Source organism: Acinetobacter sp. ABJ_C4_1 (genome assembly GCF_044538495.1).
GTDB lineage: Bacteria > Pseudomonadota > Gammaproteobacteria > Pseudomonadales > Moraxellaceae > Acinetobacter > Acinetobacter nosocomialis_A.
On the sequence record NZ_JBIUCQ010000003.1, the window covers coordinates 1 to 15459 of the forward strand.

General features: G+C 41.8%; 4 protein-coding genes. All 4 read right to left on the reverse strand.

The features are described from left to right. The coding region (locus tag ACIF8R_RS05350; protein ID WP_396479544.1) for an ESPR-type extended signal peptide-containing protein at nt 1-3229 on the reverse strand (3229 nt) is incomplete at its 3' end. Nucleotides 3230-3786: 557 nt separating this feature from the next. After that, nucleotides 3787-4572 (reverse strand): OmpA family protein, encoded by a 786-nt coding sequence (locus ACIF8R_RS05355; RefSeq protein ID WP_396479546.1) that lies wholly within the window; start codon nt 4570-4572, stop codon nt 3787-3789. Nucleotides 4573-4627: 55 nt separating this feature from the next. After that, the gene (locus tag ACIF8R_RS05360) at nt 4628-14113 is read right to left on the reverse strand and encodes an ESPR-type extended signal peptide-containing protein (protein ID WP_396479548.1); all 9486 of its coding nucleotides are present in this window, start codon (nt 14111-14113) and stop codon (nt 4628-4630) included. A 563-nt stretch (nt 14114-14676) separates the two neighbouring features. After that, nucleotides 14677-15456: an OmpA family protein gene (locus ACIF8R_RS05365; RefSeq protein ID WP_396479550.1), complete on the reverse strand. Its 780-nt coding sequence runs from the start codon at nt 15454-15456 to the stop codon at nt 14677-14679. Between the last annotated feature and the right edge of the window lie 3 nt (nt 15457-15459).

Here is a 15459-nt window from a genome sequence, read left to right on the forward strand (position 1 = left end):
CTGCATCTGTTGATGTCGCAGAAATCGTTCCAGCAGCTACATTAGTAACTTTTTGGTTGCCCGCATTAATACCTGCAGTGGTTACACTCGGACCACCGGTAATCGTTAATCCGCTGTTATCAACCTTAGTGTTACCAACCGTTAAGCTACCCGCATTGGTTAACGCAATATTGTCATTCACATTGTATTTATAAGTATTGGTTGCAGGGTCATACACTGCAGTCGTGTTCGTACCATCTGCAAAGTTAACCGTTTCACCCAACTTCACGTTGTCAGCTGTACCACCATTCACACTAAAGTTCAGGCCTTTATCAGCCGTCGCTTGTGCTGCCGCTGCATTGGTGACTGCTGTATTTGCTGTGTTTTGCGCAGTCGTTACATTCTGGTTGGTCGCATCTAACTGGCTACCATTCACTGCATCTGTTGATGTCGCAGAAATCGTTCCAGCAGCTACATTAGTAACTTTTTGGTTGCCCGCATTAATACCTGCAGTGGTTACACTCGGACCACCGGTAATCGTTAATCCGCTGTTATCAACCTTGGTGTTACCAACTGTTAAGCTACCCGCGTTGGTTAATGCAATGTTGTCATTTACATTGTATTTATAGGTATTGGTTGCAGGATCATACACTGCAGTGGTGTTTGTGCCATCTGCAAAGTTAACCGTTTCACCCAACTTCACATTGTCTGCCGTGCCACCATTCACACTAAAGTTCAGACCTTTATCTGCCGTTGCTTGTGCTGCTGCAGCATTGGTCACTGCTGTGTTTGCAGTAGTTTGTGCTGCTGCAGCATTGGTGACTGCTGTGTTTGCTGTATTTTGCGCAGTGGTTACATTCTGGTTGGTCACATCTAACTGGCTACCATTCACTGCATCTGTTGATGTAGATGAAATGGTGCCTGCAGCTACATTGGTAACTTTCTGGTTACCTGCATTAATACCCACAGTTGTTACACTTGGACCGCCAGTAATAGTTAAACCACTGTTATTAACCTTGGTGTTACCAACCGTTAAGCTACCCGCATTGGTTAATGCAATGTTGTCATTTACATTGTATTTATAGGTATTGGTTGCAGGGTCATACACTGCAGTGGTGTTGGTGCCATCTGCAAAGTTAACCGTTTCACCTAACTTCACATTGTCTGCTGTACCACCATTCACACTAAAGTTCAGGCCTTTGTCTGCCGTCGCTTGTGCAGCAGCTGCATTAGTAACTGCTGTGTTTGCAGTAGTTTGTGCTGCTGCCGCATTCGTCACTGCCGTGTTTGCGGTGTTCTGAGCAGTGGTTACATTCTGGTTTGTGGTATTTAACTGACTACCATTGACTGCATCTGTTGATGTAGATGAAAGAGTACCTGCTGCTACATTAGTAATTTTCTGGTTGCCCGCATTAATACCTGCAGTCGTTACACTTGGACCACCGGTAATGGTTAAGCCACTGTTATCAACCTTGGTGTTACCGACCGTTAAGCTACCCGCATTGGTTAATGCAATGTTGTCATTCACATTGTATTTATAGGTATTGGTTGCGGGGTCATACACTGCTGTGGTGTTGGTGCCATTGGCAAAGTTAACCGTTTCACCCAGCTTCACATTGTCTGCTGTACCACCATTCACACTAAAGTTCAGGCCTTTGTCTGCTGTCGCTTGTGCTGCTGCTGCATTGGTGACTGCCGTGTTTGCCGTATTTTGAGCTGCTGCTGCATTGGTCACCGCTGTGTTTGCGGTGTTCTGAGCAGTGGTCACGTTCTGATTCGTGGTATTTAACTGACTACCATTCACTGCATCTGTAGAGGTAGAAGAAATCGTACCTGCTGCTAAATTGGTAATTTTCTGATTATTAAGGTTAGCACCGCCATTTAAGTTACTTGCACCAGTAACATTTAATGAACCTCCAGTAGTTAAGTTTCCAGCCGTAACTGTCCCAGAGAAAACAGGTGCATCAGCCATTTGAATATTAACTGTGTTACCAGTCACAGCCGTTTTTAAGTTATTTCCAGAATAGGTTCCAGCAGTTGAACCTCCTCCAGTGATATTAAGTGTTGTACCTAAATTATTTGCTGAACTCCCTGTATTACCAGCAAAAGTAATAGGTTTAACAACTTCATTATTTAAATTAGTTAGCGCACCAGACACGGTATTAACAGAAGTATAAGTCGTTCCATCTGTTTTTGTTATTGTATAACTTGGTGGTGTATATACATCTGTTGCAGGATTATATGCTGCGCCACCACCTAATGCCGTCGTATTACCTACAGCACGATTATTTACATCCTTTAACTGAGCAACCGTAACCGCATCTGAATCGGCCGCACCATCGGCTACGTTTTGAATACGTCGAGTATTTGTTGCTGAACCCACCGAAACAACACCATTTGTCGTAGACGCTGCAACATTCGTTATATATGAGTTGCCACTTTGTACCGTAGTTGTTGATCCTGCACCCAAAGCAACTGAATTTGTTACATTCGCAGTTGATCTTGGCCCGAGAGCTACACTATTTGCTGCTGAGGTTAAGCTGTTAGTACCTATAGCAACACCATCAACCGCATTTGTGTCTACAGTCGCTGTATTACCAATAGCAGTAGCATTATTTGCGCCACTGTTAACTTGAGCATTTTTTCCTATTGCCATTGCAGCTGTTGAACCCACAACTTGGCTCATCGCACCAATTGCGACACTGTAACTAGAAGCACTATCAACTGCTGTAAAAGATGAGCCTGTTGCCAAACCTTCTGCGACAAGATCTGCATCACTATTATTTTGAAGTGCAATTGATTGCGCACCAGCAGCACTAGCTTGTCCACCAACTACTGTTGAATTTACACCAGTCGCATTTACATAATTTCCTAATGCGGTTGAATCTGCTGCGCTGGCATTTGCTCTTGATCCAACTGCTAATCCGTTAGAATCATTTGCAGTCGCTGGAGTACCCGTATTTGCCCCTATGGCAATACCATTACTAATGGTTGGACTTGTATCAATAATTGAACCATACGAGTTTGTGTAGTCGGCCCACACATGTGAAACGGCTAAACAGGAGATGATAGATAATACAAGTGCCTTAGGTCTAAATTTCTTTTCTCTAGAAACAATCTCATTTTGCGAACCAGTTATTTCGGAAGAGGATGAAACAGAACCAGTTCTCGTTTTGCTTTTAGCTAATTCTGATACAACAGTCCATGTACCAATAGAAGCGTTCCATACCACTTTGTATATCTTATTCATATTCCCACCCGTAAACTTAACGCTTACATTTGTAAACTTTTGCAATCAATCCAATTAAATTGCTTATTTTTTGTGAAAATATCTTTTTTATTTTGAGAAGTAAATCACATTTTTAAATATTAAAATCAAACAAAGTCACAACAAGTAATAAATATTGTTAACTTTTTTTATATTTAGAAAAAAATAGTAATTTAATCAATTTATTAATTTTTCTTAAGGTTAAACATTAAAAATACTTCTGTTACATTTTTTTACAATCAAAATGCTTTTCGTCAGTCAAATTCTTTAATTGCTAAAAATAAAAGACAAGATATTGATATTTATACTATTTTTACATAAATATAAAATATATTTAGCCAAGTTGTATTGATAAAAATTTAATATTTTCAATATATTAATATCTTCCACAGAAATATTAAAAAGCTCTAAACACGAAAATATTTATAAAAAATCATTAAAATTCAAACAACTAAAAATATTTATTATAATTTTTCTTATTTTTCATAACACATAAAAGTAATCCTAAGAAATAGGAGTACTTTTATGTGGCAGATTATTTACCAGCTTATATTGACGCGTCTATTTGGCGCTAAACATTCGATAAGTTGTGAACTATTTTTCCCTGAACACTGCTTGTATAGATCAGTCTGGCTATTCGCCTGTATTTGTATACGTGTAGGATCAATACCTTGTTGAACCAATAACTTGGCAACTGTATTAGCACGCTGTGAAGACAATTCTTGATTATAGCTAAATTTACCCAATGGATCGGTAAAACCTGAAACAATAACTGGTGTTGTGGTCTGGCTTTTTTTGATCTTTTCAGCAATTTCCTCAACACTATGAATACTTTGTTCAATAGCGTTAACATCAAATCGATCGAAGAGGAATAACACACTTGCTGTTCGCTCAAAAATTAAATTACTATGCTCTGGTGACTGATTATTCCCACCCCAAGCAACCAAACCTTCGCACACCTCCCCCTTCCAAGATAAATGTTTAGCCAAATATTTTTCATTAAAATCAATGCGTAATTGACAACGTTGATATTGATTAGTGTTAGGAATACGGATATCCAATACATAATTCCATACTTTTACTGCAAAAACCCCTTCACTAAATTGTGGATTTCCTAGTAAAGCTCGAATTTGATCTTTATCCAATCCTTTATCCAAACGAGCAACGTCGTCATACTCATAACGCTTTACTTGTTTAAGATAACTCTTTTCAATTGCTGGAAATTTCACCTCATCTCGTTGAATTGCTACTTCAGTATCCGTAAATCCAGTGATACTTAAACTTACCAAGATGCCCATTACCAAAATTTGAATATTTTGTTTCATTTTCATACTCACAATATTATTTTAAAGGAGAGATAAACTCTCCTTAGTTAGGCACTCAGTCAATTACTGTACTTACGCCAACACGAACTAATGGACTACCCTGACTGCCAAGCGCTGCACCTGTTGTAAGTGACCAACGTCCATTATCAGCAGTTTTACGTAAGGTCACACCTACAGCATTTTGCTGATTATAGTAAGCAGCACCAACAGCCATAGTGACTTTCCCTGCAATAAATGGCGCATTTTCAAGTGCAGCATTTGCAGCAATACCAGCAGACATTTTTTCTTCCAAGTTGTCGATACGCTGATTTGTTGCATAGAACGCTTGCTCAAGCTTGTTGTTCACATTATCAATTTTGTTATTTAATGTTTGATCAGCTTGATTCAATGCACCTAACGCATCACCGACATTGTTGTAAGACTTATCACCTACGTTATATGTCGGATTTGAGAAGCTTTCGGTAATATTGTTATAACCCGCTCCACCACCTAGTGCGCTTACAAGTGCTTGGTTTGTGGTATTAAGCTGAGAACCATTTACTGCATCTTTTGAAGACTTAGTCACTGCACCTGCTTTAACGCCAGTCACCGTACGGTCACCGGCTTTACCAGCAACATTAACTTGTGTTCCACCCGTGTCTTTACCAACAGTAATCGCAGCATCTTTATCCGCCTGTTGAACTAGACCGGTTTTACCATTGTTAATGTTATTTTGAAGGTTCGAGATATCACCTGTATTTTTGTCAACCTGTTGCTGAACACTCCACAACTGGCCTCCATTTACAGCATCTTTAGAACCTGCTGCTACAGTACCATTGGCAACATTCTTAAGTGCTGTACCATTAGCACCACCTGCTAAAGTGACAGAGTCTTTATTGACTGTACCATCTGCATTTTTGTCATACTGAACGGCACTATTAGCCAATGCACCAACATTGTTATTAATGTTCGTAATTGCACCATCAAGTTGGCCTTTGTTCACTGCATCTGTCGTGTTAACACCAGCAGCTACATTGGTAATGACCTTGTTACCTGCACTGATTCCAGAAGTCGTGATACTTGGACCACCAACAATAGTTAAGCCTGTTGCTCCTAACTGAACATTATCTCCAACTTTTACGCCAGTCGTATCAATTACTGTAGTACCAGTTGTAACGCTATCAACCTTTAAGTTTTTATTCAGCGCAACCTTAATGTTACCCTCATTGGTCGTATCGCTCGTCTGAGCAACGGTTAAGTTATCGTCGCCTGTAAAGTTGACTTTGCCATTTGGCTTGATGTTTTTAGCAGTCGCAGTATCACCATTGGCTGAAACAGTCCAGCCTGCATTTGCTGCTGTACCTGCATCAGTGACTGCTTTATCCAATGCCGTTAAAGCATCGCCTAGATTGTTTGCACTTGTACCTGCAACATTATAAGTCGGGTTAGAAATTGAACCATCTGGATTAGCTTTAGCACCACCACCAAAAATATTGGCTGTAGAATCACCATTCTTAGTCACACGACTATCAAGGGTATGTAACTGACTACCATTCACTGCATCTGTTGATGTCGCAGAAATCGTACCTGCTGCTACATTAGTAATCTTCTGGTTAGCTGCATTAATACCAGACTTGGTCACGCTTGGACCACCAGCAATGGTGAGACCATTGGTGTCTAGCTTGCTGTCGCCTGCCGTTACGCTGTCAATATTAAGATCACGGTTTAAACCATACTGGATCTTGTTACCAGTTTTGGTTACTTTCAGGTTCGTTTCACCTGCAAGCGTACCAATGTCAACCGTATCACCCGCTTTCACTGCACCTGCATTGGCACCATTGCTTTGTAAGGTCCAGCCTTTATCCAATGCACTGATTGCAGCACCCACGTTATTTACGTTGTTGCCATTTACAGTATAAATTGGTGAACTGACTGCGCCTGTAACAGGATTATAAACTGCTCCACCACCTAAGTTGTTCGCGGTACTGGTGCCTAAAGCATCTGTCTTGGTATTTGCTGCTGTAGTTACTGCACCCAACTGGCTTACATTAACAGCATCGGTCGGATTGGTACCTGCTGCAACATTGATAATCTTCTGGTTACCTGCATCAATACCCGCAGTCGTTACACTTGGACCACCAGTAATGGTTAATCCACTGTTATCAACCTTAGTATTGCCAGCCGTTAAACCACTGTTATCAACTTTAGTATTGCCGACCGTTAAGCTACCTGCATTGGTTAAACCAATGTTGTCATTGACACTGTATTTATAAGTATTGGTTGTCGGGTCATACGTCGCAGTGGTGTTGGTGCCATCTGCGAAGTTAACCGTTTGACCCAACTTCACGTTCTTAGCCGCACCACCATTGACACTAAAGTTCAGACCTTTGTCAGCTGTCGCTTGTGCTGCTGCTGCATTGGTCACTGCTGTGTTTGCAGTGTTCTGGGCAGTGGTTACATTCTGATTGGTCGCATTTAACTGGCTACCATTTACTGCATCTGTTGACGTAGAAGAAATAGTACCTGCAGCTACATTGGTAATCTTCTGGTTAGCTGCATCAATGCCAGACTTGGTCACACTTGGACCACCAGCAATGGTGAGACCGTTGGTGTCTAACTTGCTGTCGCCTGTGGTTACGCTGTCCACATTCAGATCACGGTTTAAGCCATACAGGATCTTGTTTCCAGTCTTGGTTACTTTCAAGTTGGTTTCACCTGCAACTGTACCAATGTCAACTGTGTCGCCAGCTTTCACTGCACCTGCATTGGCACCATTGCTTTGTAAGGTCCAGCCTTTATCCAGTGCTGTGATCGCGTCACCCACGTTATTTACGTTGTTGCCATTCACGCTATAGACTGGTGAACTGACTGCGCCTGTAAGCGGATTATAAATTGCTCCACCACCTAAGTTGTTCGCGGTACTGGTACCTAAAGCATCTGTCTTGGTATTCGCTGCTGTAGTTACTGCACCAAGTTGACTTACATTAACAGCATCAGTCGGATTGGTTCCAGCAGCTACATTGGTAATCTTCTGGTTGCCTGCATTAATACCCGCAGTCGTTACACTTGGGCCACCGGTAATGGTTAAACCACTGTTATCAACCTTGGTGTTACCAACCGTTAAGCTACCCGCATTGGTTAATGCAATGTTGTCATTCACATTGTATTTATAGGTATTGGTTGCAGGGTCATATACTGCAGTGGTGTTGGTGCCATCTGCAAAGTTAACCGTTTCACCCAGCTTCACATTGTCAGCTGTACCACCATTCACACTAAAGTTCAGGCCTTTGTCTGCCGTCGCTTGTGCTGCCGCTGCATTGGTCACTGCTGTGTTTGCAGTATTCTGGGCAGTCGTTACATTCTGGTTGGTCGCATCTAACTGGCTACCATTTACTGCATCTGTTGATGTAGAAGAAATGGTACCTGCAGCTACATTAGTAATCTTCTGGTTCGCTGCATCAATGCCAGACTTGGTCACGCTTGGACCACCAGCAATGGTGAGACCATTGGTGTCTAGCTTGCTGTCACCTGCCGTTACGCTGTCAATATTAAGATCACGGTTTAAACCATACTGGATCTTGTTACCAGTCTTGGTTACTTTCAGGTTGCTTTCGCCTGCAACCGTACCAATGTCAACTGTATCGCCAGCTTTCACTGCACCTGCATTGGCACCATTGCTTTGTAAGGTCCAGCCTTTATCCAGTGCTGTGATCGCGTCACCAACGTTGTTCATGTTGTTGCCATTCACGCTATAGACTGGTGAACTGACTGCACCTGTAACCGGATTATAAATTGCTCCACCACCCAGATTACTTGCTGTACTTGTACCTAAAGCATCTGTCTTGGTATTCGCGGCTGTAGTTACTGCACCCAACTGGCTTACATTAACAGCATCAGTCGGATTGGTTCCTGCTGCAACATTGGTAATCTTCTGGTTGCCTGCATTAATACCTGCAGTGGTTACACTTGGACCACCTGTAATGGTTAGGCCACTGTTATCAACCTTGGTGTTGCCGACCGTTAAGCTACCCGCATTAGTTAATGCAATGTTGTCATTTACATTGTATTTATAGGTATTGGTTGCAGGGTCATACACTGCAGTGGTGTTAGTGCCATTGGCAAAGTTAACCGTTTCACCCAACTTCACGTTGTCAGCTGTACCACCATTCACACTAAAGTTCAGGCCTTTGTCTGCCGTTGCTTGGGCTGCCGCTGCATTGGTGACTGCTGTGTTTGCAGTGTTTTGGGCAGTGGTTACATTCTGATTGGTCGCATCTAACTGACTACCATTCACTGCATCTGTTGATGTCGCAGAAATCGTTCCAGCAGCTACATTAGTAACTTTTTGGTTGCCCGCATTAATACCTGCAGTGGTTACACTCGGACCACCGGTAATCGTTAATCCGCTGTTATCAACCTTGGTGTTACCAACTGTTAAGCTACCGGCATTGGTTAATGCAATGTTGTCATTTACATTGTATTTATAGGTATTGGTTGCAGAGTCATACACTGCAGTGGTGTTGGTGCCATTGGCAAAGTTAACCGTTTCACCCAGCTTCACATTGTCAGCCGTACCACCATTGACACTAAAGTTCAGGCCTTTGTCTGCTGTCGCTTGGGCAGCAGCAGCATTGGTCACTGCCGTGTTTGCGGTGTTCTGAGCAGTGGTCACGTTCTGATTCGTGGTATTTAACTGACTACCATTCACTGCATCTGTTGATGTAGATGAAATGGTGCCTGCTGCTACATTAGTAATTTTCTGGTTACCCGCATTAATACCTGCAGTGGTTACACTTGGACCACCAGTAATAGTTAAGCCACTGTTATCAACCTTGCTATTCCCAACTGTTAAGCTACCCGCATTGGTTAATGCAATGTTGTCATTCACATTGTATTTATAGGTATTGGTTGCCGGGTCATACACTGCCGTGGTGTTGGTACCATCTGCAAAATTAACCGTTTCACCTAGCTTCACGTTGTCTGCCGTACCACCATTAACACTAAAGTTCAGGCCTTTGTCTGCTGTCGCTTGGGCTGCTGCTGCATTGGTCACCGCTGTGTTTGCGGTGTTCTGAGCAGTGGTCACGTTCTGATTCGTGGTATTTAACTGACTACCATTTACTGCATCTGTAGAGGTCGCAGAAATAGTTCCTGCTGCCACGTTGGTAACCTTCTGATTACCCGCATTAATACCCACAGTTGTTACACTTGGACCGCCAGTAATGGTTAATCCGCTGTTATCAACCTTGGTGTTACCTACCGTTAAGCTACCCGCATTGGTTAATGCAATGTTGTCATTCACATTGTATTTATAGGTATTGGTTGCTGGGTCATACACTGCCGTGGTGTTGGCACCATCTGCAAAGTTAACTGTTTCACCCAACTTCACATTGTCAGGTGTACCACCATTAACACTAAAGTTCAGGCCCTTGTCTGCCGTCGCTTGGGCTGCAGCTGCATTGCTGACTGCTGTGTTTGCAGTATTTTGCGCAGTGGTTACATTCTGGTTGGTGGTATATAACTGGCTACCGTTCACTGCATCTGTTGATGTAGCAGAAATAGTTCCTGCAGCAACATTGGTAATCTTCTGGTTACCCGCATTAATGCCAGCAGTTGTTACACTTGGACCGCCTGTAATGGTCAGGCCATTGTTATCAACCTTAGTATTGCCAACTGTTAAACTACCGGCATTGGTTAATGCAATGTTGTCATTGACATTGTATTTGTAGGTATTGGTTGCCGGGTCATACACTGCTGTTGTGTTCGTCCCATCTGCAAAGTTAACCGTTTCACCTAACTTCACGTTGTCAGTTGTACCACCATTGACACTAAAGTTCAGGCCTTTGTCTGCCGTCGCTTGCGCTGCTGCTGCATTGGTCAATGCGGTATTTGCTGTGTTTTGTGCAGTGGTTACATTCTGGTTGGTCGCATTTAATTGGCTTACATTAACAGCATCAGTTGCATTCGTTCCTGCTGCGACATTAGTAATCTTTTGGTTAGCAGCATTGATACCCGCAGTTGTTACACTTGGGCCACCAGTAATGGTTAATCCGTTGTTATCAACTTTAGTGTTGCCGACCGTTAAACTACCCGCATTGGTTAATGCAATGTTGTCATTCACATTGTATTTATAGGTATTGGTTGCTGGGTCATACACTGCTGTTGTGTTCGTCCCATCTGCAAAGTTAACCGTTTCACCCAGCTTCACGTTGTCAGTTGTACCACCATTGACACTAAAGTTCAGGCCTTTGTCTGCCGTCGCTTGGGCTGCTGCTGCATTGGTCAATGCGGTATTTGCTGTGTTTTGTGCAGTGGTTACATTCTGGTTGGTTGCATTTAACTGGCTAAAATTGACTGCATCAGTCGCATTAGTGCCTGCTTTAACATTGGTAATTTTCTGATTACCCGCATTAATCCCTGCTGTGGTTACACTTGGGCCACCAGTAATGGTTAATCCACTGTTATCAACTTTAGTATTTCCTACTGTTAAGCTACCTGCATTGGTTAATGCAATGTTGTCATTGACACTGTATTTATAGGTATTGGTTGCAGGGTCATAGGTTGCTGTGGTGTTGGTACCATTGGCAAAGTTAACTGTTTCGCCCAGCTTCACATTATCAGCCGTACCGCCATTCACACTAAAGTTCAGGCCTTTGTCTGCCGTCGCTTGGGCAGCAGTTGCATTGGTGACTGCTGTGTTTGCAGTATTTTGTGCTGCAGCTGCATTCGTTACCGCTGTATTTGCGGTGTTCTGAGCAGTCGTTACATTCTGGTTGGTTGCATTTAACTGACTACCATTCACTGCATCTGTTGATGTAGATGAAATGGTTCCTGCTGCGACATTAGTAATCTTCTGGTTAGCAGCATTGATACCTGCAGTCGTTACACTTGGACCGCCTGTAATGGTTAAGCCACTGTCATCAACCTTAGTGTTACCAACCGTTAAACTGCCCGCATTGGTTAATGCAATGTTGTCATTCACACTGTATTTATAGGTATTGGTTGCAGGGTCATAGGTTGCTGTTGTGTTCGTCCCATCTTCAAAGTTAACCGTTTCACCCAGCTTCACGTTGTCAGTTGTACCACCATTGACACTAAAGTTCAGGCCTTTGTCTGCCGTCGCTTGCGCTGCTGCTGCATTGGTCACTGCTGTATTTGCAGTGTTTTGTGCAGTGGTTACATTCTGGTTGGTTGCATTTAACTGGCTAAAATTGACTGCATCAGTCGCATTAGTGCCTGCTTTAACATTGGTAATTTTCTGATTACCCGCATTAATCCCTGCTGTGGTTACACTTGGGCCACCAGTAATGGTTAATCCACTGTTATCAACTTTAGTATTTCCTACTGTTAAGCTACCTGCATTGGTTAATGCAATGTTGTCATTGACACTGTATTTATAGGTATTGGTTGCAGGGTCATAGGTTACTGTGGTATTGGTACCATCTGCAAAGTTAACCGTTTCACCCAACTTCACATTGTCAGCTGTACCACCATTCACACTAAAGTTCAGACCTTTGTCTGCTGTCGCTTGGGCTGTTGCGGCATTGCTGACTGCCGTGTTTGCCGTATTTTGTGCTGCAGCTGCATTCGTCACCGCTGTATTTGCGGTGTTCTGAGCAGTCGTTACATTCTGGTTCGTGGTATTTAACTGGCTACCATTCACTGCATCTGTAGAGGTAGAAGAAACTGTTCCTGCCGCGACATTGGTGATTTTATTTCCACCATTATCTAGCCCAGTATTTGTTAATTTTACTGGACCATTCGCTCCACCATTAACTGTAACTCCTGAACTATTCAGGGTCGTATTACCAGTTGTTACACTATTTAATGAAATATCATCGGCTAAATCAAAAGTAACATCAGTATTGCTATTTAATTCGTCCGCTACTTTAGCAACAGTATTTTTACCATTGATAAAACTAACTTTATCAGTGGTACTATCGCCAATAGTTGCTTTATTTGTTGTTCCTTGACGTACCGTAAATGTATTCGCATTTACAGTATAAGTCGTTATACCGTTACTATCAGTTCCTTGAGCAACAGTTGTACCTGTTCCAGCTAAAACTTTAGAAGTTGCTTTTTTTAACTGTGCGACGTTGGCTGCATCTGTATCATTTGTTCCAGCCGCAACACTAGTAATCTGACGAGTTCGTGTCGTTCCATTTCCAACTGAAACAGCAGCATCTGTCGCCTTCCAGATACTATTCGTACTTGTAGTGCTTGTTTCAGTTAAAGGATCATATCCGAGTGAACCTGAAGCTCGATCAGCCACTGAATCACTACCTAGAGCAACAGAGTTAGCTTGTAAGGCTTGTGCTCTTGCACCAATTGCTACAGATGTTTGAGAGGAAGCTGCACTATTTGAACCAATAGAAACGCTTTGGTCTCCAGCTGTAGCAACCGAACCAACCGCTACAGCCAAATTTGAAGCGGTTGATTGCGTACCTACAACTACTGCATTTGTGCCAGTCGCCGCAGTGTTAGTACCTATTGATATCGAATTTGCCCCAGACGCACTGGCACCCTTTTTACTCGCTGATGCACCTGATTGAACATAGGGAGTGCCTTTTAAGTCACTTCCAGCACCAATAGCAATCGAATCACCTCCTGTAGCAGCAGAGTTAATACCTACAGCAACATCACCTGTATTTGCGGTATAAGCTAGTGAACCAATAGATAAACTACCTTGTCCACGTGCTTCTGCTTTTACGCCTACCGCAACTGAAGCGATTGACCCAGCTGTCGCTACAGGACCCAAAGCTGTACCCAAATCAGTAGCTGTAGCCTTAGGGCCTACCGCAACTGCAGCTTCACCTGTTTGTACTCTGGTATAACGATTTCCTACCCCAGATGCACCGCCATTTGTTTTTTCAAAGTCAACTAAGTAATCGCCTGTCAAATTTTTATATGCAGCCGCTGTAGCAGTATTATTATATAGAGCGTTATCTCCGGCAGTTGGTGTGTAGTTATAAGCGGGCGGGTTTGTACTAGCAACTTTATCCATATCGTCAGCACCGATCGCTACAGATGAATTACCTGTTGCTGTAGCCTGACCACCTATTGCAAGAGCCTGAGATCCACTTGCTCTAGATTCAGCACCAATAGCTATCGACTCATTATAAGTTCCTGTAGCATTTGCTGGATTTGCAGTAGAAGCCTGGCTTCCTATTGCAATATCTCTATCTGAATCTGTTACTGCACCACAACCTATTGCTAGTGCACGTTCTCCTCCTGCAGTAGCTCGGTCTCCAGTTCCCCCCACTCCTGTTCCAGTACATGCAGAAATTGCCGTGGCATTATTTCCAGTAGCAAAACCTCCTGACACTCCAACTTCACCAAAAGTAATAGACGGAACGAGTACAGTTAATATTCCCCAAGTAAGTGGTTTAATTTTAAAATTAATTGAAGTTGAAGACTGTAGAAAATCGGTGGCTTCAGTAGAAGGCATCAAAGCATTATTTGTTCTTTGACTACGAGTTTTTGAATGACCCTTTGCAATTTCTGAAACAGCAACCCAAATTCCTAATGAAGCGTTCCAAATTACTTTGTATATTTTATTCATATACTTACTCGCATTTTTACAAAAAATAGACAATGCTTACCTTAAGTTACATAAAGTTTCAAAAAAACAAAAGGTGTGGCAAATTTCGCGAAATATACCAAAGAAAAAATGAGAGGTAAATCACAAAAAAATCTTGTAATGCGATGAAAAACAAGAAAAAAGGACAATATATGATCAAATAAATACAAAAAACATATTATGATTTTTTTACTATAAATAAAACTTTGCAGGTAAAGTCAGACTTTTTTCGATTCAAAAGTTAATAAAAATAAAAGATTGAATTTGAATTTATAGTTAAAAACTATCGTTTTATTTTTATTAAAAAAGTTTAATTATATTTGATAAATAATCATTTTTAAAGATTTATTGTTTAGAAGCGTTTATTTGAAGATTAAAGCTAGAGTCAATATTAGGTGGGGATCAATATCCCATTCGTTTTATAATTTTATAGGTAATTAAAGGATTATATGATTCAAAATGTAGCTGATTGATTTATTTTTCAGTTTACTAAAAGAATAAAAGTAACCACTTTAAAGGTGGTTACTTTTACCTGACAGACCGTTTCACCAATTGATATTAACACGTCTATTCGGTGCTAAACATTGAATAAGTTGTGAACTATTGTTACCGCTACACTGCTTATATAAATCAGTCTGACTATTCGCCTGTATTTGTATTCGACTCGCTTCAATGCCTTGTTGCACCAATAATTTGGCAATAGTATTAGCACGTTGTGAAGACAACTGTTGGTTATAGCTAAATTTACCTAACCGATCCGTAAAACCTGAAACAATAACAGGGTTCGTTGTTTGGCTTTTCTTGATCTGCTCGACAATTTTAGTAATGCTGTCAGTACCCTCTTCAATAGCATTAACATCGAATCGATCAAAGGCAAATAAGACACTCGCTGTACGATCTGCAATTACAGCGTTATGTGCTGGCACCTGATTATTTTCTCCCCAAGCGACCAAACCTTCACACGCTTCACCTTTCCAAGATAAACGTTCTGCTAAATAGCGCTTATCAAAATCAACACGTAACTGACAACGTTGGTACTGGTTCGTATTAGGAATACGAACATCAAGTACATAGTTCCAGATTTTTACTGCAAAAAGCCCTTCACTAAACTGAGGATTTCCCAGTAAAGCTCGAATTTGATCTTTATTTAGGCCTTTGTCTAAACGAGCAACGTCTTGGTATTCATAGCGTTTTACTTGTTTTAAGTAACTTTTTTCAATCGCTGGAAAATGCATTTCCTGTGGCTGAGCTGGTTCATTTGCATAAGTTGTTACCGCGAAACCAGCAAAAGCTGCTACGACTAAGCTTTGGATTGTTTTATTCATTTC

Bases quoted from the DNA above. Each gene is read 5' to 3' on its own strand.
- ACIF8R_RS05360 (WP_396479548.1), bottom strand. From the start codon at position 14,113: ATGAATAAAATATACAAAGTAATTTGGAACGCTTCATTAGGAATTTGG.
- ACIF8R_RS05365 (WP_396479550.1), bottom strand. From the start codon at position 15,456: ATGAATAAAACAATCCAAAGCTTAGTCGTAGCAGCTTTTGCTGGTTTC.
- ACIF8R_RS05355 (WP_396479546.1), bottom strand. From the start codon at position 4,572: ATGAAACAAAATATTCAAATTTTGGTAATGGGCATCTTGGTAAGTTTA.